This is a genomic window from Amycolatopsis sp. 195334CR (assembly GCF_017309385.1).
GTDB lineage: Bacteria > Actinomycetota > Actinomycetes > Mycobacteriales > Pseudonocardiaceae > Amycolatopsis.
In genome coordinates, this window is record NZ_JAFJMJ010000003.1 from 1,185,761 (window position 1) to 1,208,057 (window position 22,297).

Sequence of the window (22,297 nt, forward strand, 5' to 3'; positions counted from 1 at the left end):
GCGGCCCGGCTGCGCTGATTCTCGCCCGTCGTGGCTCCGAGGTGCCAACTGTCGCCAAACGGCGCCCCGCACTTCGGAGCCACGGCAGCGAGCACGTCACGCAGCCACCGCGCGCCCCTTCGCGGCGGCCACCGGCGCCGCCCGGCCTCCGCAGTCTCGCCGTCCGTCTGCGGAGGTCAAGCTCGGGAGCGGGCCCCGCCTGGGCGGGTGCGGCAGGGCTCGCGAGCGGGCGGGCGGGCGGGCGGGCCCAGGGTGGGTCAGTCCGGGACGTAGTCGGGGAGGGTGGTGGGTTCGGCGCCGAATTCGCGGAGTTCGTCGCGGATGACGGTGTAGGACAGGCCCTGGGGGTAGCCCTTGCGGGCGAGGGTGCCGAGCAGGCGCCGGATGGCGGTCTGCTCGTCCACGTTTCCCAGTGAGCGCAGGCGTTTGCGCACCAGCTCCCGCGCCTTCTGCTCCTCGGCTTCCCGGTCCACTTCACCGGCGGCCTGCACCGCGATCTCCGCGTCCACGCCCTTCCGCTTCAGTTCGGCGACCAGTGCGTGGCGGGCCAGGCCCTGGTGGTTGTGCCGCGACCGCACCCACACCTCGGCGAAGGCGGCATCGTCGACCAGGCCCGCGTTGTCCAGCTTGCCGAGAATGGTCTCGCGCGTGTCCTCGTCGAAACCCTTGCGGCGCAACGCCTGCCGCAGTTCGTCCTTGGTGCGGGGCCGCGCGGCGAGCAGGTCGAAACAGACCTCCTTGGCCTTCTTCGCCCGCTCCTCCGGCGACAGCTCCTCCGGGTTCAGCCTCGGCACCGCTCTCCCACCCTCCGGCTTCGCGTTCGACGGCTCGTGCTGCTGTTGCACCGCCGGATCACGATCTCGGCTACTGCCTCTTTGTCATCGCGCGGTTCCGCGAGGCACCCCGCCCAAATCGTCGTGGCTCTGGGCGGGTGCGGTGCGGCGGATGGATCAGAAGTCGACCGGGGCCGGGGCCACGGCGTCTTCGGCGTCGAGCTGGGCGCCGATGCCGAGCTTCTCCTTGATCTTCTTCTCGATCTCGTTGGCGATGTCCGGGTTGTCCAGCAGGAACTTGCGGGCGTTTTCCTTGCCCTGCCCCAGCTGGTCGCCCTCGTAGGTGTACCAGGCACCCGACTTCCGGACGAGGCCCTGGTCCACGCCCATGTCGATGAGCGAGCCCTCGCGCGAGACGCCCTTGCCGTAGAGGATGTCGAACTCGGCCTGCTTGAACGGCGGCGCGACCTTGTTCTTGACCACCTTGACGCGGGTGCGGTTGCCGACCGGCTCGCCGCCGTCCTTCAGCGTCTCGATGCGGCGCACGTCGAGCCGGACCGAGGCGTAGAACTTCAGCGCCTTGCCACCGGTGGTGGTCTCCGGCGAGCCGAACATCACGCCGACCTTCTCGCGCAGCTGGTTGATGAAGACCGCGGTGGTGCCGGAGTTGCTCAGCGCACCGGTGATCTTCCGCAGCGCCTGGCTCATCAGGCGGGCCTGCAGACCCACGTGCGAGTCACCCATCTCGCCCTCGATCTCGGCGCGCGGCACCAGCGCGGCCACCGAGTCGATGACCAGGATGTCCAGCGCGCCGGAGCGGATCAGCATGTCCGCGATCTCCAGCGCCTGCTCACCGGTGTCCGGCTGGGACACCAGCAGCGCGTCGGTGTCCACGCCGAGCGCCTTGGCGTACTCCGGGTCCAGCGCGTGCTCGGCGTCGACGAACGCGGCGATGCCGCCGTTGCGCTGCGCGTTGGCCACCGCGTGCAGGGCGACCGTGGTCTTACCGGAGGATTCCGGGCCGTAGATCTCCACCACGCGGCCGCGCGGCAGGCCGCCGATGCCGAGCGCGATGTCCAGCGCGATGGCACCGGTGGGGATCACCGCGATCGGCGCGCGGCCCTCGTCACCGAGGCGCATCACCGAGCCCTTGCCGTACTGCTTGTCGATCTGCGCCAGGGCGAGTTCGAGCGCCTTGTCCTTGTCCGGTGCTGCTGGCATTGGGGTTCCACCTCGTTGGTCGGAGCCGGTATCCGGCTGGCTTGCCTGTGGCTGGTGCCGGGCGGTTCGGGTTGTCGATGCCGACGCTACGGGCCGGGTCCGACAATTTCCGGGCACTGGCCGCGATCTGTGGATCGACCATCGCGTTGTGGACAACACGATAGCCGAACACGTGTTCGAGGTTGACACCGACACGCCATGGTGGTTGGTTCACCTTCGTTCGGCGGGGATCTCGAAGGCGGCGCAGACCTCCTGCCAGATCTCCTTGGCCGGCACGCCGGCGGCCAAGGCCTGCTCCACCGTCCGCCCGCCGAGCCCGCTGAACAGGTGGTCCTTGCTCAGGGTCGCCGCCCTGGCCGCGCCGAACTCGTCCGTCATCAACCGCCGGAACACCGTGATACGCATCGCGCCCAGCGTAGACAGCGGTACCGTGAAGACATGAACCTGGCCCAGGAGATGCCCGCGTGGGGCGGCACCGCGCTGGCCATCGCGTCGGCCGCGGCGCTGATCGCGGTCATCGTGGTGGGCCTCCGCGCCCTGCGCAACAACCGCAGGCGCTAGGAGCGGTTCACTCGCCCGGCTGAACCTGCTGCTCGAAGTAGTCCGCCAGGTCCGACGGCCCCGGCGGGGTGGCCTGGCTCTGGTCGTTGACCTGGTAGATGAACCCGACCAGCGGCCGGTCGCTGACGGTGAACACCAGCACCGAGGTGCCCGGGCTGCTCGCCGAGGTGTAGCGGCCCTGCAGGCCGTTGCCCTTCCAGTCCGCCTCGACCTTGTCGCTGTCGCCGCCGCCCGCGGTGTTCAGCAGCGAGTCGGTGTGCTGCTTGACCAGGTCGGCGTCCTTGGCGTGCACGTAGTTGATCTGCGTGCCCGCCCGGCCGGGCGCCGAGCAGGTGACCGCGACGCCGAGCGCCGCCACGTCCGGCGGGGCCGCCGCGCCGCGGATGCCGGGTGAGCACTGCCCGTTGTCGGCCACGTGCCCGGCCAGCTGCCGCATGCAGCCGGTGAGCCCGTCGGTGCCGTCGGCCTGCCCCGGCTGCGCGCACTCCTGCGCGGTGTAGGTCTTCGCCGAGCCCGAGGGCCAGAAGAAGAACGCCGCGGCCGCGACCAGCACCACGGCCACCGCCGCGGAGATGCCGATGACCAGCTTTTTCTTCTTCTTGGCCGCCGCGTCGCCGCTCTCGCCCGACCCGGCCAGCGAGTAGGTCGGGAAGTTCGACGGGGCCTGCTGCTGACCGCCGAGGGCCTGCTGCGGCCCGCTGGGCGGGAAGTTCGACGGGAAGTTCGGCGCCGGCGCGCCCTGCTGCTGGTAGGGACCCGGCATCGCGGGCACGGGCTGCTGCTGCGGCGGGGGGCCCGGCAGGCCGGGAGTCACCGTGTGCGCGCCGGTGCCGTTGGCCGCCATGTGCCCGTCGACGTGCTGGGTGCGCATGCTGATGCCGTCGCGGGCGACGTGGTGCGCGCCCAGCGCGACCGCGGTCTCCGGCTGGTCGAGGCTGGCCGGGACCACCCCCAGCTTCTCCGCGATCATGCTGCCGACCAGCGGCAGCCGGGAGGACCCGCCGACCAGGTAGATGCCGACCAGCCGATCGGGTGACAACCCGGCCGAGCGGACCGTGCGCGAGAGCAGCTCGACGCTGCGCAGCATCGCGGGCCGGACCAGCGCCTCCAGCTCGGAGCGGGTGACCAGCACGTCGGCGAACGGCTCCGGCATCGGCACCTCGGTCTGCGGGTGCCGCGAGAGCGCCTCCTTGGCCGCCTTCACGTCCTCCTGCAGCGCGCGCCGGGTGCGCCGGTCCGGAGTGGACTCCGGGCGGAGCAGCCGCTGCCAGCGCTGCGGGTCCTTGTGCGAAACCTCACGGCCGACGTGCACCAGCAGCGCCTGGTCCACGTCGAGGCCACCGAGGTCGGGCAGGCCGTCCTCGGCGAGCACGGTGAACCCGTTCTGGGTGGCACCGACCACCGCGACGTCGAAGGTGCCCGCGCCCAGGTCGTAGACGGCGAGCGCCTGGCCGGGGGCCAGCGTCTTGCCGGGGAACGAGGCGAAGTGCGCGGCGGCGGCCACCGGCTCGGGCACCAGGGACAGGTTCGTCCCCATGCCGGCCAGCCGCGCGGCGGAGAGCAGGACGTTGCGGCGGACCGGGCCCCACTGCGCGGGGTGGGTCAGCCGGACCTCGTCGGGTTGTTCACCGCCGAGCTGGCGGGAGGTCTCGTCGAGCACGCGGCGCAGGATCGCCGCCAGCGCCTCGCTGACCGGCACGATGTCGTTGCCCAGCAACAGGGTCTGCTCGTCCACGCGGCGCTTGGGATTGGGCTCGAACCGGGTCGGGTCCAGCCGGGCGCGGCGTTCGGCGTCGCGGCCGACCATCAGCGTGCCGTCCTCGCCGGCGAAGACCGCGGACGGCATGTTCGCCGAACCGTCCACTTCGACCACGCGGGGTGCGCGTCCGTGTGCGGACAGCACGGCCACCGTGTTCGAGGTCCCGAGGTCCACCGACAGGATCCGCACGACTCTCCCCTCTCCAAGCCCCCCAGCGGGACGAACGCGGTGATGTTCCCACGCCGGACACCGGCGCGTATGCCCACCCGTCAGATTCCCCGAGGCGAAATTGTCGGACCCCCGGCGCAAGATGGAGAACGTGACCGGAGTGCTGGACCTCTTCTCCCCCGCGACCAGGGACTGGTTCGCGGGAGCCTTCGCCGCGCCCACCGGGGCGCAGGAGGGAGCGTGGCGAGCGGCACACGCCGGTGAGCACGCGCTGGTGGTCGCGCCGACCGGCTCGGGCAAGACGCTCTCGGCCTTCCTGTGGGCACTGGACCGGCTGACCGTGGAGCCGCCGCCGGAGAGCGCGCTGCACCGCTGCCGCATCCTCTACGTCTCCCCGCTCAAGGCGCTCGCCGTCGACGTGCAGCGCAACCTGCGGGCGCCGCTGGCGGGCATCTCGCAGGCCTCGCGGCGGCTCGGGCTCAAGCCGCCGGAAATCGAGGTCGGCATGCGCACCGGCGACACCACCGCCGCCGAGCGCCGGTCGTTCCAGCGCACCCCGCCGGACATCCTGGTCACCACGCCGGAGTCGCTGTTCCTCATCCTCACCTCGTCGGCGCGCGAATCGCTGCGCGGGGTGGAGACGGTGATCGTCGACGAGGTGCACGCGGTGGCCGGTGGCAAGCGCGGGGCGCACCTGGCGCTCTCGCTGGAGCGGCTGGACGCGCTGCTGCCGAAACCGGCCCAGCGGATCGGGCTGTCGGCCACGGTCCGGCCGCTCGACGAGGTCAGCGCCTTCCTCGGCGGCGGGCGGCCGGTCCGGGTGGTGCAGCCGAAACTGGCCAAGACCATCGAGGTCCGGGTCGAGGTGCCGGTCGAGGACATGGCCGACCTGGACGCGCCGCGGGAGTCACCAGGCGAGCCCGAGGCCGCGCCGCCGTTCCCGCTCGAAGGCGAACTGGAACCACCGGAGGAGATCCGCCGCCCGTCGATCTGGCCCGCGGTGGAGGAGCGGGTGCTGGAGCTGATCCGGGCCCACCGCTCGACCATCGTCTTCGCGAACTCGCGGCGGCTGACCGAGCGGCTCACCTCGCGGTTGAACGAACTGGCCAGCGAACTCGGCTCCGAGCTGCGGCCGGGGCAGAAGTACCCGGCCGAGGCGATCGGCGAATCCGGGTTGTCCACCGGCGCCGAGCCGGTGGTGGCGCGGGCGCACCACGGCTCGATGTCGCGGGAGCAGCGCACGCACGTCGAGGAGGACCTGAAGTCCGGCCGGTTGCCGTGCGTGGTGGCCACCTCCTCGCTGGAGCTGGGCATCGACATGGGCGCGGTCGACCTGGTGGTGCAGATCGAGGCGCCGCCGACGGTGGCCTCCGGGCTGCAGCGGGTCGGCCGGGCCGGGCACCAGGTGGGCGCGGTCTCCAGCGGGGTGATGTTCCCGAAGTTCCGCGGTGACCTGGTCTCCTGCGCGGTGGTCGCGGAGCGGATGGCGGCCGGGGCGATCGAGGCGGTGCGGTACCCGCGCAACCCGCTGGACGTGCTGGCCCAGCAGGTGGTGGCGATGGTCGCGCTGGAGCCGTGGACGGTGGAGGAGGTGGCCGGGCTGGTCCGCCGCGCGGCGCCGTTCGCCGGGCTGCCGGACGACGCGCTGCACGCGGTGCTGGACATGCTCGCCGGGCGCTACCCCAGCGAGGAGTTCGGCGAGCTGCGGCCGCGGATCACCTGGGACCGGGTCACCGGCGAGCTGCGCGGCAGGCCGGGGGCGCAGCGGCTGGCGGTCACCTCGGGCGGCACGATCCCGGACCGCGGGCTGTTCACCGTGATGACCCCGGGCGCGGAGGGCAAACCGGGCTCGCGGGTGGGCGAGCTGGACGAGGAGATGGTCTACGAGTCGCGGGTGGGCGACACGATCCTGCTCGGCACCTCGTCCTGGCGGATCACCGACATCACCCACGACCGGGTGATCGTGGTGCCCGCACCGGGCGAACCGGCCCGCATGCCGTTCTGGAAGGGGGACGCGCCGGGGCGGCCGCTGGAACTGGGGCGGGCGCTGGGCGCCTTCGTCCGCGAAGTGTCCACTTCGGACGAAGAGGCGGCACGCGAGCGGGCCGGGAAGGCGGGTCTGGACGAGTTCGCCACCGGCAACCTGCTGGCCTACCTCGCCGAGCAGCGCGCGGCCACCCGGCACGTGCCGAACGACCGCACGGTGCTGCTCGAGCGCTACCGCGACGAACTGGGCGACTGGCGGGTCATCCTGCACTCCCCCTTCGGCGCGCAGGTGAACGCGCCGTGGGCGCTGGCGATCGCCGCGCGGCTGCGGGAGAACCGCGGGGTGGACGCGCAGGTGGCGCATTCCGACGACGGCATCGTGCTGCGGTTGCCGGAAGCGTTCGACGCCGAGGGCGGTGACGTCCGGGTCGAGGTGGACGACGTGCTGCTCGACCCGGAGGAGGTCGAGCAGCTGATCATCGCCGAGGTGGGTGGTTCGGCGTTGTTCGCGGCCCGGTTCCGGGAGTGCGCGGCGCGTTCGCTGCTGCTCCCCCGGCGGGATCCGCGGCGGCGGAGTCCGTTGTGGCAACAGCGGCAGCGGGCGTCGCAGCTGCTGTCGGTGGCGTCGAAGTACGAGCGCTTCCCGGTGGTGCTCGAAGCCATGCGCGAGTGCCTGCAGGACGTGTACGACGTCGGCGGCCTGCGTGAGCTGATGGCGGACGTGCGGGCCCGCAAGGTGCGCGTGGTCGAGGTGGAGACACCGTCGGCCTCGCCGTTCGCGCGCAGCCTGCTCTTCGGTTACGTCGGCATGTTCCTGTACGAGACGGACGCGCCACTGGCCGAGCGGCGAGCGGCGGCGCTGTCGCTGGACTCCACCCTGTTGGCGGAACTGCTCGGCACCGAGGCGATCCGCGAACTGCTCGACGCGGAGACCGTCGCCGAGGTCGAGCGCTCGCTGCAACGGCTCGACGAAGATCGGCACGCCCGGCACGCCGAGGACGCCGCCGATCTGCTGCGGTTCCTCGGCGACCTGTCCGTCGAGGAAGCCGGGCAGCGCGGCATCCAGCCGGAGTGGCTGACCGAACTGGAGTCGGCACGCCGGGCCATCCGGGTGCGGATCGCCGGCGCCGAGCGGTTCCTGGCTATCGAGGACGCGGGCCGGGTGCGGGACGCGCTCGGGGCGGCGTTGCCGGTCGGGGTGCCGGAGGCGTTCACCGAGCCGGTGCCGGATCCGCTGGGCGGCCTGCTCATCCGGTACGCCCGCACGCGGGGTCCGTTCACCGCGCGGCAGGCGGCCGAGCGGTTCGGGCTGGGGCCCGCCGTGGTGACCGGCGTGCTCGACCGGCTCACCGCCGAGGGCAGGCTGGTGCGCGGGGAGCTGAGCCCGGTCGGCCACCCCGGTGAGCGCGAGCCGCACGACCTCGGGCTGGAGTACTGCGATTCGGCGGTGCTGCGGCGGTTGCGGCGGGCGTCGCTGGCGAAGCTCCGGGCCGAGGTCGAGCCGGTGGAACCCGCCGCGCTGGGCCGGTTCCTGCCGACCTGGCACGGCGTCGGGGCGCGGATGCGGTCGGCGCCGACCGCGGACGACGTGCTGTCGGTGGTGGAGCAGCTGGCCGGGGCGCCGTTGCCGGCCAGTGCGGTGGAATCGCTGATCCTGCCGAGCAGGCTGCCGGGGTACCACCCCGCGCTGCTCGACGAGCTGACCACGGCGGGTGAGGTGGTCTGGGCCGGGTGCGGCACGCTGCCGGGCAGTGACGGCTGGCTGGCGCTCGCCCCGGCCGACGTGGCCGACCTGCTGCTGCCCGAGGTGGAGGAGAACCCGCCGGACAGCCCGGTGCACGCGGCCATCCTGTCCACTTTGGATGGTGGCGCGCTGTTCTTCCGCCAACTGGTGGACCGGATCTCGGTACTGGTGGACGCGCCGCCCGCCGACGGTGAGGTGGTGGCCGCGCTGTGGGACCTGGTGTGGGCGGGACTGGTCACCGGGGACACGCTCGCCCCGTTGCGGGCGCAGGTCTCCGGCGGGGGCGCCGCGCACAAACCTCGGCGGTCGGCCCCGCGCGGCCGGTACGCCCGGATGCGCGCCGCCCGGCCGTCGATGCCCTCGCGCACCGGCCCGCCGACAGTGGCCGGGCGCTGGGGGCTCACGCCGAACCGGGAGGCCGAACCCACGCGCCGCACGCACGCGCGGACCGAGGCCTTCCTGGAACGGCACGGTGTGCTCACCAGGGGTGCGCTCGACACCGAACGGGTCACCGGCGGGTTTTCCGGGATCTACAAGGTGTTGCGCGGGATGGAGGACTCCGGGCAGGTGATCCGGGGGTATGTGGTGGAAGGGCTCGGCGCGGCCCAGTTCGCGGCGAAGGGCGCGGTCGACCGGCTGCGCGCGATGTCCGACAACGCGGGCGGGCGCACGGCCACCGGCGCGGTGGTGCTGGCGGCCACCGATCCGGCCCAGCCGTACGGCGCGGCGCTCGACTGGCCCGCCGCGGTGGGCGACACCAAGCACCGCCCGGCGCGCAAGGCCGGGGCGCTCGCGGTGCTGGTCGAGGGGGTGCCGGTGCTGTACGTGGAACGCGGCGGGCGCTCGCTGCTGTCGTTCACCGAAACCGAGCCGTCGTTGCGGGCCGCGGCGGAGGCGCTGTCCACGGCGGTGCGGTCCGGCTGGCTCGGGCAGTTGTCGGTGCAACGGGCCGACGGTGAGCACGCGCTGACCTCCGCACTGGCCGAAATCCTGCGGGAAGCCGGATTCCGCGCGACGCCGAAGGGTCTGCGGTTGCGGGCCTGACGGTCCCCGGAAACGGTGGGTCCTAAACTGCGGGGAAAGCTGGGGCCTAGCGAAGGAATGGATTCATGGCGTTGCGAGAACTGCGGTACTTCGGCGATCCGGTGCTCAAAACGGTCAGCGATCCGGTCACCCGGTTCGACAAGTCCACCGAATCGCTGGTGACCGACCTGCTGGACACCGTGGACGCACCCGGCCGGGCCGGGCTCGCCGCGCCGCAGATCGGGGTGAACCTGCGGGTGTTCAGCTACGACGTGGGCACGCTCAAGGGCTACGTGATCAATCCGGAGATCGTGGAGCTTTCCGAGGAAACCCACGAAATCACCGAGGGCTGCCTCTCCGTGCCGGAACTGTGGTTCCCGACGGTGCGGGCGAAGCACGCCGTGGTGAAGGGCGTCGACCTGCGCAACGAGCCGATCGTGGTGGAGGGCGACGACGTGCTCGCGCAGTGCCTGCAGCACGAGACCGATCACCTCGACGGAATGCTGTACCTCGACCGGCTCACCCAGGAGCGCAAGAAGAAGGCGCTGGGCGAGGCGCGGGGCAAGGACTGGTTCTGGTCGCGCCGCTGACCGCCGGGTCAGTGAGCTAAGGTTTGTGACAGCGAGACGACAGCAGGCGGCCGTAGGCTGAACTGCGGCCTTCGGCGCTTCCTCCCCCTTGAGCGCCGGAGGCCACTTTCACGGGATTTCGATGCGGAGCAAGGCTTCCCGGGCATCCGGGGCGGGTACCCGCAGACCAGCGCGTTCCGCGGCCCGGCGGACGGCGTCCTGACCGGGCAGGCACACGGCGACCAGTTCGCGGTGCCCGGCGGCGGCGCCCAGTTCGGCCAGCCTGCCGAGCAGTGCGGTGCCGAGGCCCTGCCGCTGCCAGCCGTCCTCCACCAGCAGGGACACCTCGGGCGCACCGCCGTTGGCCGACGGGATCAGCTGGCCGAGCGCGACCACCTCGCGACCGGCGACGCCGAGCAGGCTCAGGCCGCGCGGCGGCATCAGCAGCCGGTGCAGCCAGCGACGCGGCACCGTGCGCATACCGGTGTGGTAGCGGTGGAACATCGTGCTCATCGAGCAGCGCGTGTGCAGTGCGAACACCGCGTCGGTGTCGGTGGGCAGGCCGGGGCGCAGCACCACCATCGCGCCGTCGCCGCAGGTCACCACGGCCGGGCCGGACAGGTTCGTCCGCACCGCGGTGAGCAGGCCGAGCATGGACTGCGCGCGGGTGATCTCCAGCTGCACGAACGGGGCCCAGCTGCGGCGGGCGACCAGCGCGCCGTCCGGACCGGCCGGGAAGACCCGGCGGTGACCGCCCTCGGTGCGGGCCGGGTTGGCCTCGTTCGACGGCACCAGGGTGACCACGTCGGCGGCGAGCACCTCGCGCAGCACGTCGGCCAGCTTCGCCGGGTCGTCGACGGCACGGCCCGCGGCAGCCAGCGCGGCGGCGGACGGGTCGACCAGCTCGTGGACGTCGGCATCGGTGACGCCGGCGCATTCGGCCCCTTCGGCGGCGAGCGCCTCGACGAGTTCCGCGCGGGCGAGGCCGGTGGCCGGGCGGATCACCAGCTCGTCGACCACCCCGCCGGGGACCGGCATGACCTGCAGACCGAGGATGTTGCACCCGAGGTCGGCCAGCCGGATGGTGACCCTGGCCAGCGTGCCGGGGCTGTCGTCCATCCGGATCCGCAGCCGCCAGGTGGTCGCGGTGTCCACGGTGGTGGTGCCCGGTGCGGTGGTGGTGCGCGTTCGGCCCATGTCCATCACCCCACGGTCCGCCCCGGTTGTTGCCGGTCGGGGGCGCGGGTGTTTCGGCCTTGTCAGCGGATGCGCGCAGCCGGTCACCCGGGGGAAACAACCTGGAAGTCGTTGCCCTCCGGATCCTGGCGGCGGCCGGGCGCGGGGCCGGTCACTTCGAGCCACACCCGGTCCTCGGCGCGCTTGGCGTCGCCGGCGCGCAGCACCTCCAGCCAGGGCCCGACGCCGCTGGGCGCGCGGAGCCCGATCTGCACCGGGTGGCGCTGGCCGATCGGCCAGCCGGAGGTGGTCGACCAGAACTCCGCCAGCCGCTCGAAGGCGGTGGGCTCGATCGGGCCGCCGTCGATCACCACGGCGGCGAGGGCGCCGGTCTCGGCGTACTCCGGGCGGGGTTCGAGCACGCAGAACTCGTTGCCCGCCGGATCGGCGAGCACCTCCCACGGCAGCTCACCTTGCCCGATGTCCGCCCGGGTGGCGCCCAGCGCCAGCGCCTTGTCCACAATGGACGCTTGAGCGGCGGCGGAGGAGCTGGCCAGGTCCAGGTGGATCCGGTTCTTCACCGTCTTCGGCGCGGCGTTTTCCTCGAACGCCAGCGAAAAACCGGCCGCGGCCGAGGTCAGCTCCACCCGCCCCGGCCGGTCGACGGTGATCGGCCAGTCCACAAAGGACGCCCAGAACCCGGCCGCCACCCGCGGGTGCGCCACCTCGAACACCACTGCTTTCAGCGTCATGCCCACCAACCTAGGCGCCCACCCCGACCCCGGTCGACGTTTCCACCCCAACTCCGCCCCACACCACGACCGCGACCCGCCCCGGCACCGCCCGACGAGGCGGGCACGGCCGGCCCGGCACCGCCCGACGAGGCGGCTCGGCCGCTCCGGGATTTGCCCGGCGCCACGGAAGTCCGCTCTGGCGTTGTCCGGCGCCGCGGAGGTCCGCTCTGGCGATGTCCGGCGAGCTGAGCGCGTTCGAGACCGGGAAGCGGGCGGCTCCCTGGGGAACCGCCCGCCTTCCGGTGCGAAGGCCTGCTGGAACGGGCCGTGCCAGCTGGATCCACTTCCCCATGGATCTGCTAGCGGGTGGCCAGTCGGAGCAGGGCCCATAGTTGGGCAACGGCGTCATAATCGCCGTGCTGGGTGATCGCGCGGTTGGGCAGGCGACCCCACAGCCACAGGTACACCGTCACCGGTGGGCCGGTGACCTGGGCATCGGCCCGGTCGGCCTCCTCTTCGGTGCAGCGCCAGGCGTGCGTCTCCCCCGGCCCCGCTCTCGCGAACCAGCTGTGGTCCCCGGTGCGCACGGCCACCGAGCCCTCCCGCGTACCCGAGAGCCCCAACTGGAACAGCCGGTGCCCGAACCACAGCGTGAGCACCTCGTCCACCCCGTCGAGGGCGAGGTCCTCACCGATGTGCCCGCGCTCCCGGCCCGCCGCCTCCTCCAGGTCCACCCGGTGGATCGTGGTCTCGTGCGCCATCCGGCGCCGCCAGAAGTGGTAGCTCTCGTCCGCGGGCCACCACGTCGAGGCCCATTCGGAAGGCGCGTGAGCCACCAGCCGGGCGTGCAGCTCACGCAGCCCGGTGCGCAGGTACTCGTCGGTCGACTGGCCGTCGACCGGGTCTCGCTGCCACTGCTCAGGCGGCTCGCCACCATCCAGCCGCCCCGTCACCACCCGGCAGACGCTGCCCACGTGGCGCAGCAGCCCGTCGGTGGTGAAGCCGGGACAGGACGGCACCGGCGCTTCCGGCGCGGTCGCCCGCCCGAGCTCGCTCAGCGACTCGCCCTCGGTAGCGATCACGTCCAGCAACCGGCCGGGATCGACGAGGTCGTGCCGCCACATCAACTGCTCCCGTGCACAGCCTGGCGGGCCAGCTCGTGGAACTGCGCGCTCTGCTCGAACAACTCGTTCGCCGTCTCCGCGCTCGGCCGGCGGCTGGTGCCCGAAAGCAGGGACGCCTGCACCGCGGAGTTGGCCGCGAAGAACAGCGCCCACTCCTTCAGCTCGGGCACCGCGGCCTCCAGCAGCACCCACACGCTGGCCGGTCTGGCGCGACCGCGGTGCGGGCGGCCACGCGCCGCCACCACCGCGGCGGCCGACTTGTGCGCGGCCAGGTAGGCGGCCATGAACCGCTCGGCGGGCTCGGTCTCCCGGCTCGCCTCGGTCAGCGCCCGCCGGGCCCTGGCGAGCAGGGAAACCGCCGCCGGCGGGGCCGGCGGCCGCAGGGACATCGGCAGCATCGTCTGCGCGGCGCACACTCGTGAAGTGATCGCTGAGGACATAACGGCAGCCTTTCGCCTTTCCCGGAGGGGACCGGGCCGATGCGGCACCCGGCGACGAAACGCTTCCCCCGCCCCGCCGCCGGGTACCTGCTCGGTGGGCGCCCACCGAGCGTCGAACGTATGTTCGAACTCCACAGTAACCCCTCGGGGGCGATTCGCCAAGTGGGGCCCTGCGCGGGTCCCTCGGCTCGTGATCTGATGGACCCATGAGCACCGCCGAACACCCCGCGATCGCCAAGGTCGCGGCCGCACTCGCCGAAGCCGGGCTGCCGCACGCCGCCGACGGCATCCGGGTGCTGCCCGCCGAAGTCCGCACCGCCGCGCAGGCCGCCGAAGCGCTCGGCGTGACGGTCGGCGCCATCGCCAACAGCCTGGTCTTCCGCGCCACCTTCGCCGACGGCGACGGGCCACTGCTCGCGCTGACCTCGGGCGCCCACCGCGCCGACGTGGCCACGCTCGCCCAGCTGGCCGGCGCCTCGGTCGTCGGCAAGGCCGATCCCGCCTTCGTCAAGCAGCACACCGGGCAGGTCATCGGCGGCGTCGCGCCGGTCGGCCACCCGGCGAAGCTGACCACGCTGGTGGACACCGCGCTGAAGGACCACGACGTGGTCTGGGCCGCCGCCGGGCACGCGAAAGCCGTCTTCCCCACCACCTACGCCGAACTGCTCGCGCTCACCGGGGGTCGCGCGGGCGAGCTGGCCGGCGCGCGGGAGAATGCACACCCGTGACCGCGACCTCCTCCGGCTACACCCGGTTCGCCCGCCTTTCGCAGGCGGAGTTCCGGGCGCGGCTCCCCGAAGCGCTCGACATCTACGTCAGCGCCATGCGCTACCCCGACGGCACGGCCGAGCAGCGCGCGCCGATGTGGCTGACCCACGCCCTGCGCGAGGGCTGGCGCTGCATCGCCGCGCTGGACGAGGAAGACACCCTGCTCGGGCTCGCCTACGGCTACCGGGGCAGCGTCGGGCAGTGGTGGCACGAGCAGGTGCGGCGCGGGCTGCTGCAGCGCGACGGCCAGGACGCCGCGCGCCACTGGCTCGGCGACTACTTCGAGCTGACCGAGATCCACGTGCGACCGGACCAGCAGGGCGCGGGCATCGGCGAGGACCTGCTGCGCCGCCTGCTCGACGGCGTGGAGAACACCAGGGTGCTGTTGTCCACCCCGGAGGGCACCAGCCGGGCGTGGAAGCTCTACCGCCGGGTCGGCTTCGTCGACGTGCTGCGGGACTACTACTTCGCCGGTGATCCGCGGGCCTTCGCCATTCTCGGCCGCACCCTGCCGCTGGATCCGCCGCAAGCCTGATTGAACATCGTTTCTGTTCGACAGAAATTTGATGACAGGCTCTCCCGGCATTCGGCAAGATAACCGCTCTCGCCCAAAGTGTGTAACGTCGTGCGCCAGCGCGACGACTCGTTGGGCGAATCGAATTGCCGCGCGATACCCCGAGGAGAGAGATGCCCGAGCAATTCACCAGGCCGCTGCTCGTGCTCGGCACGTCGAGCAGGCGGCGGCGCGATCCGGAGCCTGCCGGAGGACGGGCGAACGACCGCGAGGACCGGCTCAGCCGGGCCCTGCACTCGCTCGCCATCCAGGTACGCCAACTCCGGCGCTGACCGGGGCCCGGACCGGCGGCCGGGCCCCGGCCGCCCGTCAGGCCCGCTGCTGCCGGACCGAAGCCACGCCGAGCGCGCCGACCAGCAGCGCGGCCCCGCACCAGCCGGTCACGCCCAGCCGCTCACCGAGCAGCAGGGCCGCCAGCAGGGCGGCGACCAGCGGTTCCAGCAACGCGGCCAGCGCCGCCACCACCGGGTGCGCGGTGCGCAGGCCGCGGAAGTAGGCCGCGTAGGCCACCGCGGTCGGGCACACCGCCAGGAACAACGCCACGGCCACCACTTCGGGCCGCCAGTCCGCCGACAACGCCGAACCGAGGCTCAGCGGCACCAGCAGCACACCCCCGGCCAGACAGCCGAAAGCGATGGTGGGCAAGGGTTCCAGCCCGGCCACCGGCTTGCCGTTGACCAGGGTCAGCACGGCGAACCCGGCCCCCGCCGCCAGTGCACAGGCGAGACCGCCGAACAGCCTGGCCCCGGTGACCGCGCCGTCCGAGGACGAGGTGAGCAGCACCAGTCCGGCCAGCGCGATGACCACCGCGGCCAGCGTGGCCGGGGCGGGCAACCGCCGGTCCCGCACGGTGGTGGCCACCGCGACGAACACCGGCACGCTGCCGATCGTGGTCATCGTGGCCAGGCTGACCGAGGTCAGCGCCACCGAGGCGAAGTAGCTCACCTGGAACACCGCCAGCAGCACCCCGACCACCAGCAACCGCACCAGTACCGCGCGCCCGCGCGGCACCGCCCGCAATTGCCCGGTCACCACCAGATACAAAACGGCGCACACCCCGCCGAACAACAGCCGGCACCCGGCCACCGCCAGTGGGTGCAGATTTCCCTGCGCGGTGAGAAAGGAGCCGGCGAGACCGCCGGTACCCCAGAGAACACCCGCGGTGATCAATGCGCCGACGGCCCGCTCTTTCGCGGGCGCGACTACGGAAATGGACAAGAAGAACACGCTCCAACGTCGAAGAAGTCAGGGAATTCCGACGTGCGGGGCGATTTGTTCGTCGACAGCACGAGAACGCCGGTCGGCGTTCGATCACCGGCCGGCGGGCAGCGCCCCGCTCAGGAGCGCGGGGGTGGGGTGACGAGGAAGACCCGGTGCATGCGGGTGAACCTACCCGATCGGCGCCGCGCGGCCCATCCGATTGAGTTCGGCCTCACTGGCGTTGCCCCCGCTGCAGACCACCGCCACCGACCGCCCGGCGAACCGGTCCCGGTGCACCAGCAGCGCGGCCAACGCGGCGGCGCCCGCGCCCTCGGCCACGGTGTGCGCGGCGCGCAGGTAGAGGCGTTGCGCTTCGCCGATCTGCTCGTCTTCGACCAGCAGGAAGTCGGTGAGCCGGTCACGAAGGAGGCGCTGGGTCAACGCGAATCCTGAGCCGGTCGCCAGGCCCTCGGCCGTGGTCCGGTTGGGGCGCTCGACGAGTTCCCCCGCGCGCCAGGAATCGTGCGCGGCCGGTGCCGCCGCCGACTGCACGGCGATCACCTCGCACGCCGGGGCCAGTGCCGCCGCGACCAGTGCGGCGGCGGCCGCCCCGGTGCCGCTGCCGACCGGCACGAGCACCACGTCGAGCTCGGGTTCGGCCTCGAACAGTTCCAGGTAGGCGGTGGCCACCCCGGCGATGATCGCCGGTTCGTTGGCCGCACTGACCAGGCGGGCGCCGCGGTCGGCGGCGAGCCGTTCGGCGTGCGCGCGGGCTTCGTCGAACCGCTCGCCGTGCTCGATCAGCTCGGCGCCGAGGTCCCGCACGGCCTGCGCCTTGGCCGGGTTCGGCTTCTCCGGCATGACGATCGTGCACGGCACCCCGTGGTGGGCGGCGGCGTAGGCGAGGGATTGCGCGTGGTTGCCGGTCGAGTAGCCGAGCACCCCGCGAGCGCGTTCCGCCGGATCGAGCGAGGCGAGCAGGTTGAGCCCGCCGCGCACCTTGAACGCGCCGGTCGGCTGGACGTTCTCGTGCTTGACGTGGACCTTCGCGCCGGTGGCCGCGTCCAGCGCGGGATAGGTCGACAGCGGGGACGGCGCGAAGCGCAGGAGACGTCGCGCCAGCAGGGCGTCGGTGATGGTCGGGAGCCGCATGCCACCACCGTCGCAGCGGCTGAAGCATAGGTCCAATGGAAATTTGTCAACATATCATCGATGAGATCTATAGTTGAGTCCGTGCTCGATCTCGTCCGATTGCGGGTGCTGGTGGCGGTCGCCAGGGAAGGCTCGGTGACCGCGGCCGCCGACGCGCTGAACTACGCGCAGCCCTCGGTCAGCCACCACCTCGCCCGGCTGGAGGCGGAGGCGGGCCTGCCGCTGCTGCAACGCGCGGGCCGCGGCGTCCGGCTCACCGAGGCGGGCGAACTCCTGGTGCGACGGGCCGAGGAAATCCTGGGGCAGGTCGAGTCGGTACGAGCGGAACTGGCCGCGCACGCCGGCTTGCACACCGGACGCGTGCGGCTGGCGGCGTTCCCGACCGCGCTGGCGACGCTGGTGCCCGCGGCGGCCGCGTGGCTGGCGGACGAGCACCCCGGCATCGACCTCGCGCTCACCGAAGCCGAACCGCCGGAAGCCCTGACCGCGCTGCGCAACGGCGACGCCGACGTCGCGCTGGTCTTCGAGCACGACCGGATCCCGGACCTGCGGAACGTCCGTCTGGTCCCGCTGCTGGAAGAACCGCTGTACGCGGTGACCCCGGCGAGTCGCGAATGGACCGGACCTCGCGCGGAACTGGCCACCTACGCCGGAGAACGGTGGATCGCGGGGTGCCCTCGCTGCCGGGCGCACCTGGTGGAGGCGTGCGAAGAAGCCGGGTTCGAGCCGGAGATCACCTTCGAAACGGACGACTACGTGGCGGTGCAGGCCTTGGTCGCGGCGGGCCTGGGGGTGAGCACGCTGCCGGGGCTCGCGTTGCTGGCGAACCGGAACGCGGCCGTGCGCGCGGATCGGCTCACCGGCCACCGGCGACGCGTTCTCGTTGCCACCTATGGAAAACCGCCGCTGCCGCGCCCGGTGCAGGCACTCACCGAGGCGCTGGCAGCGACGGCCGGGAAGCCGGAATGGCTACCGTGATTCAGTCCAGCTGGGCCAGTTGCTCCCGCAGGGTGTCCAGGCCCATCCCGCCGAGCGCGAGCGCCTTGGTGTGGAACTCCTTGATGTCGAAGGAATCCCCCTTGCGCGCCCGTGCGTCGTCACGGGCGGCGAGCCACAGCCGCTCGCCCAGCTTGTAGGACGGCGCCTGCCCCGGCCAGCCGAGGTACCGGTCGATCTCGTCGTACACGTGCGCCGCGTCGGTGATGGTCCGGTTCAGCATGAACTCCAGGCCCAGCTCCGGCGTCCACCGCTCACCGGGGTGGAACTCCAGCTCGGCCGGGATCTCCAGCTCCAGGTGCATGCCGATGTCCACGATCACCCGCGCCGCGCGGAACAACTGCTCCGACAGCATGCCGAGCAGGTTCCCGTCGTCGTCGAGGTATCCGAGGTCCTGCATCAGCCGCTCGGTGTAAAGCGCCCAGCCCTCGGCGTGCCCCGAGGTGAAGGCGACCAGGCGCTGGTACTTGTTCAGCGAGGCCGACTGGTACACCGCGGTGGCGATCTGCAGGTGGTGCCCCGGCGCGCCCTCGTGGTAGACGGTGCTCACCTCGCGCCAGGTGATGAACTCGTCCTTGTCCGCGGGCAGCGACCACCACATGCGCCCGGGGCGGCTGAAGTCCTCGCTCGGCGAGGTGTAGTACGCGCCGACCCCGCCACCCGGCGGGGCGATCTTGCACTCCAGCGCCATCAACGCGTCCGGGATCTCGAAGTGCTTGCCCCGCAAGGACTTCAATGCCTCGTCGGACAGGGACTGCATCCACCGCTCGAAGTTGTCGCGGCCGTGCACGCGGTAGCGCTCGTCGGCGTCGAGCGCGGCGGCCGCCTCGGCGAGCGTGGCACCCGGCTTGATCCGGCCTGCCACCTCGCGCATTTCCGCTTCCAGGCGCAGGAACTCCGCCCAGCCCCAGGCGTAGGACTCGCGCGGGTCCAGTCGCGCGCCGACGAAGAACCGCGACCACAGCTGGTAGACCTCTTCGCCGACGGCGTCCTTGGTCGGGGCCAGCGGCGCCAGCTCGGCGCGGAGGAAACCGGCCAGTTCGGCGTAGGCCTCCTCGGCGAGCCGGGCGCCGCGCTCCAACTCCGGCGTGCGTTCCGGCGCGCCCTCGATCAGCGTGCTGAAGTAGCCCTTCTTGCCGTGCAGCCCGGCCCAGGTTTCCGCCTGCTCGGCGACCTTGCTCACCTGCCGCAGCGCGGCCACCCGGCCGGCGTCGGCCGCGGTCAGCAACGAGGCGCGCAGCCCGTCGAGGCATTCGGGCACCGCGGCCATCCGGGTGGCGATGACCTGCCAGTCCGCCGCGGTCCCGGTGGGCATCAGGTCGAACACCATGCGCAGGTCCTGCACCGGGCTCGCGATCACGTTCAGCGCGGACAGGTCCAGCCCGGCCTCGTGGATCTCCAGTTCCAGCCCGATCCGTTCGAGGAAAACCGCCTTCGCCGCGCGCTCGCCGTCGTCGGCGGGCTCGGCGGCCTCGACCGCCTCCAGCGCGCGGCGGGCCAGCGTCGCGCGGGCGGTGTAGCCGGCCGGCGAGTAGTCGGTCAGCTTGTCGTCGTGGCCGGCGATGCCGAACACCGTCGCGGCGACCGGGTCCGCGGCGGCGAGGTCGTCGACGTAGCGATCGCAGATCGCGTGCACGCCCTGTTCAGTGGAAACCATGGCCGCACGCTACCTGGCCGCATCGGCCACCGGCACCCGTTTACGCGCGTGCCGGGACGAGGCCGAGCCTGCTCACCACCTCGCGCGTGGCCTTGGACCGGTTGAACGTGTAGAAGTGCAGGTCCGGCACGCCTTCGGCGATCAGCCGTTCGCAGAGTTCGGTGACCACGTCGAGGCCCTCGGCGCGGAAGGCGGCCGGGTCGTCCTCGAGCGGGGTGAGCCGGTCGAGCAGGCTCTTCGGTGCGGTGGCCCCGGACAGCTCGATGGTCTTGCGCAGGGTCCGCGGGGTGGTCAGCGGCATGATGCCGGGGATCATCAGCGCGTCCGAGCCGGCGGCGGCCACGCGGTCGCGCAGGCGCAGGAAGTCCTCGGCCTCGAAGAACAGCTGGGCGATGGCGAAGTCGGCGCCCGCGTTGAACTTGCGCACCAGGTGGCGGGTGTCGGTCTCCAGGTCGGCCGAGCGCGGGTGGCCGTAGGGGAAGGCCGACACGCCGACGCAGAAGTCGCCGAGCGAACGCACCAGCTCGACCAGTTCCTCGGCGTAGTTCAGGCCCTCGGGGTGCGCGATCCACTCGCCGTAGGGGTCGCCGGGCGGGTCGCCGCGCAGGGCGAGGACGTTGCGCACGCCGACCGCGGCGTACCAGCCGATCACGTTGCGGAGTTCGGCCACCGAGTGGTTGACCGCGGTGAGGTGCGCCATCGGCACCAGCGTGGTCTCCGTGGCGACGCGCGCGATGCTGCGGATGGTGCCGTCGCGGCTGGTGCCGCCGGCGCCGTAGGTGATCGACATGTACGCCGGGTCGAAGCCCTCGAGCTCCCGGATCGACCGCCACAGGATGGCCTCGTCGGCGTCGTCGCGTGGCGGGAAGAACTCCACCGAGAACACGGTTTCGTTGCCGCGCAGCCTTTCCACCACCGAGGTCATAACGGTCATGCTAGTGGGCGTGGTCCGGTTCCTGGGACCGGCCTCTCGGGTGATGGGAAGGTCACAGGAGCAGCCGCAGCCCGGCGGTGACCACCACGGCCAGTGCGATCGAGGGCAGCGCGGGCAGGCGGAAGGTGTAGGCGCCGGCCGCCACGCCGAGGCCGGCGCACAGGCGCCAGTCGAACTCGCTCCAGCCGGGGCCGGCGACGTCGGTGACCACCAGCCCGGCGAGCAGGGCGGGGGCCAGCGCCGCGATCACCGCCGCCGCCCACGACGGCAGGGTGCGATCGCCCAGCAGGGCGGGACCGGCCGCCTTGATGGCGATGCTGACGGCGGCGACCAGGAGGATGCTCAGCCACAAGGTGCTCATGCCACCTCCCGCGCCGGGTCCGGGCGGAGTGACTCGGCCGCCAGCGGGCTCATGCCGTCGCCCGCCGGGTGCGGAGGCCGAGCAGGGCCGCGGCGGCGGAGCCGACGATCGCCAGGCCCACCGGCAGTACCAGCGCCAACCCCGCGGCCAGCACCACCGCCAGCGCCGCCACCTCCCGGGCCGCCGGCTCCTTGCGCAGCTCGTCGATCAGCAACAGCAGGAAGAAACCCGGGAACACCACGTCCAGGCCGAACCGGTGCACCACGTCCGCGGGCGGCGCCACCAGCACCCCCGCCACCGTGCCGAGCACCCACGCCGGGAACTGCACCACCGTGCCGCCGATCATCTTCTCCCGGTCGAACCGGCCGCCCCCGAGGTGCGCGGCGGCCCACGACGCGTCCACCACGGCCTGCCCCTCCACCGCCCGCCGCAGCCTGCCGCCCTTGAAGGCGCCGGCCGCGGCCACGCCCATCGGCAGGAACCGCGCGTTGATCAGCGCCGCCGCGCCGACCGCCACGCCGAGCCCGCCGCCTCCGGCCAGTGCCGCGGCCAGCGCGAACTGCGCCGAACCGGAGAACACCAGCACCGAGGCGGCGATGGGCGCGAGCACTCCCCAGCCGAGGGTCTGCGTGAGCGCGCCGAAGGTCAGGCCGAGCACCGCGGTCGCCGGGGCGAAACCCGCGCCGACCCGGATCCCGGCGGTGTATCCGCTCGTCGTCGAGGTCATGTCCTCAACCTAACAGGCTAAAGCAAGTTAGACCATGAGAGATTAGGCTGGCGGTCATGGCGGACAGCTGGCGCGGGTACCAACTCGCGGGCGGGCACATCGCGCTCGACCTGGTCAACACGGTGTCGTGGCGCGGTGACCCGCCACGACGGCTGGACCGGCTGGAGCTGCCCGGTTTCTTCGCCGACTGGCTCACGCGAACCGGCCTCGGTGTCCCCGAAGGCGACCTGACCGCCGTCCTCCCGGAGGTCCGTGAGCTGCGAGAACTCGTCTACGACCTGCTCGCGGACGGGCAGCCCCAGCAGGCCGACCTCGACCGATTCAGCGTCCTGCTCGCCGCCGCGCACACGCGGGCGCACGCCGAGCCGTCCCTCCCGGTGCGCTGGTCGGTACCGGTCGAGACGCCGGCCGACCTCCTCCCGGCGCTGGTCCTCCTGGCCGACGAACTGCTCCGCTCCCCCGACACGGCGAACGTCCGCCGGTGCGCGGGCCGCGGGTGCGAATGGCTGTTCATCGACAGCACCCGCAACCACTCCCGCCGGTGGTGCCGCGCGGACGACTGCGGCAACCGCGAACGCGCGCGGCGGCACTACCGGCGGACGCGCGAACCCGTTTGATTCACCACATCTGGCCACCCCGGCTGGGCATCC

Annotated in this window: 22 protein-coding genes; 8 read left to right on the forward strand and 14 right to left on the reverse strand. The window is 72.6% G+C overall.

All coding sequences use genetic code 11. The annotated features are described in order from the left end of the window. Positions 1-257 precede the first annotated feature (257 nt). The 3 genes from JYK18_RS42730 to JYK18_RS42740 form a co-directional block, all read right to left on the reverse strand. Positions 258-785, reverse strand: coding sequence for a regulatory protein RecX (locus JYK18_RS42730; protein ID WP_206810044.1), 528 nt, complete (start codon positions 783-785; stop codon positions 258-260). A 165-nt stretch (positions 786-950) separates the two neighbouring features. Continuing rightward, positions 951-1,994 (reverse strand): recombinase RecA, encoded by a 1,044-nt coding sequence (gene recA, locus JYK18_RS42735; RefSeq protein ID WP_206809691.1) that lies wholly within the window; start codon positions 1,992-1,994, stop codon positions 951-953. Positions 1,995-2,204: 210 nt separating this feature from the next. Beyond that, entirely contained in the window at positions 2,205-2,399 is a 195-nt protein-coding gene (locus tag JYK18_RS42740; RefSeq protein ID WP_206809693.1) for a DUF3046 domain-containing protein, read from the reverse strand. Positions 2,400-2,432: 33 nt separating this feature from the next. On the opposite strand from JYK18_RS42740, the gene JYK18_RS47855 reads away from it, so the two are divergent. Beyond that, positions 2,433-2,555, forward strand: a complete 123-nt coding sequence (locus JYK18_RS47855; protein ID WP_277992428.1) for a hypothetical protein — start codon at positions 2,433-2,435, stop codon at positions 2,553-2,555. Between the two features lie 7 nt (positions 2,556-2,562). Here the strand turns inward: JYK18_RS47855 and JYK18_RS42745 are convergent, their stop codons facing one another. Further along, complete coding sequence (locus JYK18_RS42745) at positions 2,563-4,503, reverse strand: Hsp70 family protein (protein WP_206809695.1); 1,941 nt, start codon at positions 4,501-4,503, stop codon at positions 2,563-2,565. 121 nt (positions 4,504-4,624) lie between these two features. Between JYK18_RS42745 and JYK18_RS42750 the strand changes: the two genes are divergently transcribed. Both JYK18_RS42750 and def read left to right on the forward strand, forming a co-directional pair. Next, on the forward strand, positions 4,625-9,256 hold the full coding sequence (locus tag JYK18_RS42750; RefSeq protein WP_206810045.1) for an ATP-dependent helicase: 4,632 nt from the start codon (positions 4,625-4,627) through the stop codon (positions 9,254-9,256). Positions 9,257-9,321: 65 nt separating this feature from the next. Then, positions 9,322-9,825, forward strand: coding sequence for a peptide deformylase (gene def, locus JYK18_RS42755; protein WP_206809696.1), 504 nt, complete (start codon positions 9,322-9,324; stop codon positions 9,823-9,825). Positions 9,826-9,933: 108 nt separating this feature from the next. Here def and JYK18_RS42760 read toward each other — a convergent pair whose 3' ends face one another. The 4 genes from JYK18_RS42760 to JYK18_RS42775 form a co-directional block, all read right to left on the reverse strand. Beyond that, on the reverse strand, positions 9,934-11,007 hold the full coding sequence (locus JYK18_RS42760; protein ID WP_374195106.1) for a GNAT family N-acetyltransferase: 1,074 nt from the start codon (positions 11,005-11,007) through the stop codon (positions 9,934-9,936). A 77-nt stretch (positions 11,008-11,084) separates the two neighbouring features. Continuing rightward, positions 11,085-11,732: a VOC family protein gene (locus tag JYK18_RS42765; protein WP_206809698.1), complete on the reverse strand. Its 648-nt coding sequence runs from the start codon at positions 11,730-11,732 to the stop codon at positions 11,085-11,087. A gap of 341 nt (positions 11,733-12,073) precedes the next feature. After that, positions 12,074-12,838, reverse strand: a complete 765-nt coding sequence (locus JYK18_RS42770; protein ID WP_206809699.1) for a maleylpyruvate isomerase family mycothiol-dependent enzyme — start codon at positions 12,836-12,838, stop codon at positions 12,074-12,076. Further along, a complete protein-coding gene (locus JYK18_RS42775) occupies positions 12,838-13,227 on the reverse strand; it encodes an SAV_6107 family HEPN domain-containing protein (RefSeq protein WP_242584024.1) in 390 nt (129 codons plus the stop codon). The genes JYK18_RS42770 and JYK18_RS42775 overlap by 1 nt, the downstream gene beginning before the upstream one ends. Before the next feature lie 257 nt (positions 13,228-13,484). Between JYK18_RS42775 and JYK18_RS42780 the strand changes: the two genes are divergently transcribed. From JYK18_RS42780 to JYK18_RS42790, 3 genes are all read left to right on the forward strand, one after another. Next, positions 13,485-14,006: a YbaK/EbsC family protein gene (locus tag JYK18_RS42780; RefSeq protein ID WP_206809701.1), complete on the forward strand. Its 522-nt coding sequence runs from the start codon at positions 13,485-13,487 to the stop codon at positions 14,004-14,006. Continuing rightward, complete coding sequence (locus JYK18_RS42785; RefSeq protein WP_206809702.1) at positions 14,003-14,581, forward strand: N-acetyltransferase; 579 nt, start codon at positions 14,003-14,005, stop codon at positions 14,579-14,581. Before JYK18_RS42780 ends, JYK18_RS42785 begins: the two co-directional genes overlap by 4 nt. A gap of 152 nt (positions 14,582-14,733) precedes the next feature. Then, positions 14,734-14,892 carry a hypothetical protein gene (locus JYK18_RS42790; RefSeq protein WP_206809703.1) on the forward strand — a complete coding sequence of 53 codons (159 nt, stop codon included), beginning with the start codon at positions 14,734-14,736 and terminating at the stop codon, positions 14,890-14,892. Between the two features lie 37 nt (positions 14,893-14,929). Here JYK18_RS42790 and JYK18_RS42795 read toward each other — a convergent pair whose 3' ends face one another. Beyond that, the gene (locus tag JYK18_RS42795) at positions 14,930-15,832 is read right to left on the reverse strand and encodes a DMT family transporter (RefSeq protein ID WP_206810046.1); all 903 of its coding nucleotides are present in this window, start codon (positions 15,830-15,832) and stop codon (positions 14,930-14,932) included. Between the two features lie 177 nt (positions 15,833-16,009). Next, the gene (locus JYK18_RS42800; RefSeq protein WP_206809705.1) at positions 16,010-16,972 is read right to left on the reverse strand and encodes a threonine/serine dehydratase; all 963 of its coding nucleotides are present in this window, start codon (positions 16,970-16,972) and stop codon (positions 16,010-16,012) included. Positions 16,973-17,032: 60 nt separating this feature from the next. On the opposite strand from JYK18_RS42800, the gene JYK18_RS42805 reads away from it, so the two are divergent. Further along, positions 17,033-17,950: a LysR family transcriptional regulator gene (locus JYK18_RS42805; RefSeq protein WP_242584028.1), complete on the forward strand. Its 918-nt coding sequence runs from the start codon at positions 17,033-17,035 to the stop codon at positions 17,948-17,950. 1 nt (position 17,951) lies between these two features. On the opposite strand, the gene JYK18_RS42810 is transcribed toward JYK18_RS42805, so the two are convergent. From JYK18_RS42810 to JYK18_RS47860, 4 genes are all read right to left on the reverse strand, one after another. After that, on the reverse strand, positions 17,952-19,625 hold the full coding sequence (locus JYK18_RS42810) for a DUF885 domain-containing protein (protein WP_206809706.1): 1,674 nt from the start codon (positions 19,623-19,625) through the stop codon (positions 17,952-17,954). Positions 19,626-19,665: 40 nt separating this feature from the next. Continuing rightward, complete coding sequence (locus JYK18_RS42815) at positions 19,666-20,550, reverse strand: methylenetetrahydrofolate reductase (protein WP_206809707.1); 885 nt, start codon at positions 20,548-20,550, stop codon at positions 19,666-19,668. Between the two features lie 61 nt (positions 20,551-20,611). Continuing rightward, positions 20,612-20,920 (reverse strand): AzlD domain-containing protein, encoded by a 309-nt coding sequence (locus tag JYK18_RS42820; RefSeq protein ID WP_206809708.1) that lies wholly within the window; start codon positions 20,918-20,920, stop codon positions 20,612-20,614. A 49-nt stretch (positions 20,921-20,969) separates the two neighbouring features. Beyond that, positions 20,970-21,647 (reverse strand): AzlC family ABC transporter permease, encoded by a 678-nt coding sequence (locus JYK18_RS47860; RefSeq protein WP_206809709.1) that lies wholly within the window; start codon positions 21,645-21,647, stop codon positions 20,970-20,972. A gap of 56 nt (positions 21,648-21,703) precedes the next feature. On the opposite strand from JYK18_RS47860, the gene JYK18_RS42830 reads away from it, so the two are divergent. Further along, a complete protein-coding gene (locus JYK18_RS42830; RefSeq protein ID WP_206809710.1) occupies positions 21,704-22,264 on the forward strand; it encodes an ABATE domain-containing protein in 561 nt (186 codons plus the stop codon). Positions 22,265-22,297 lie beyond the last annotated feature (33 nt).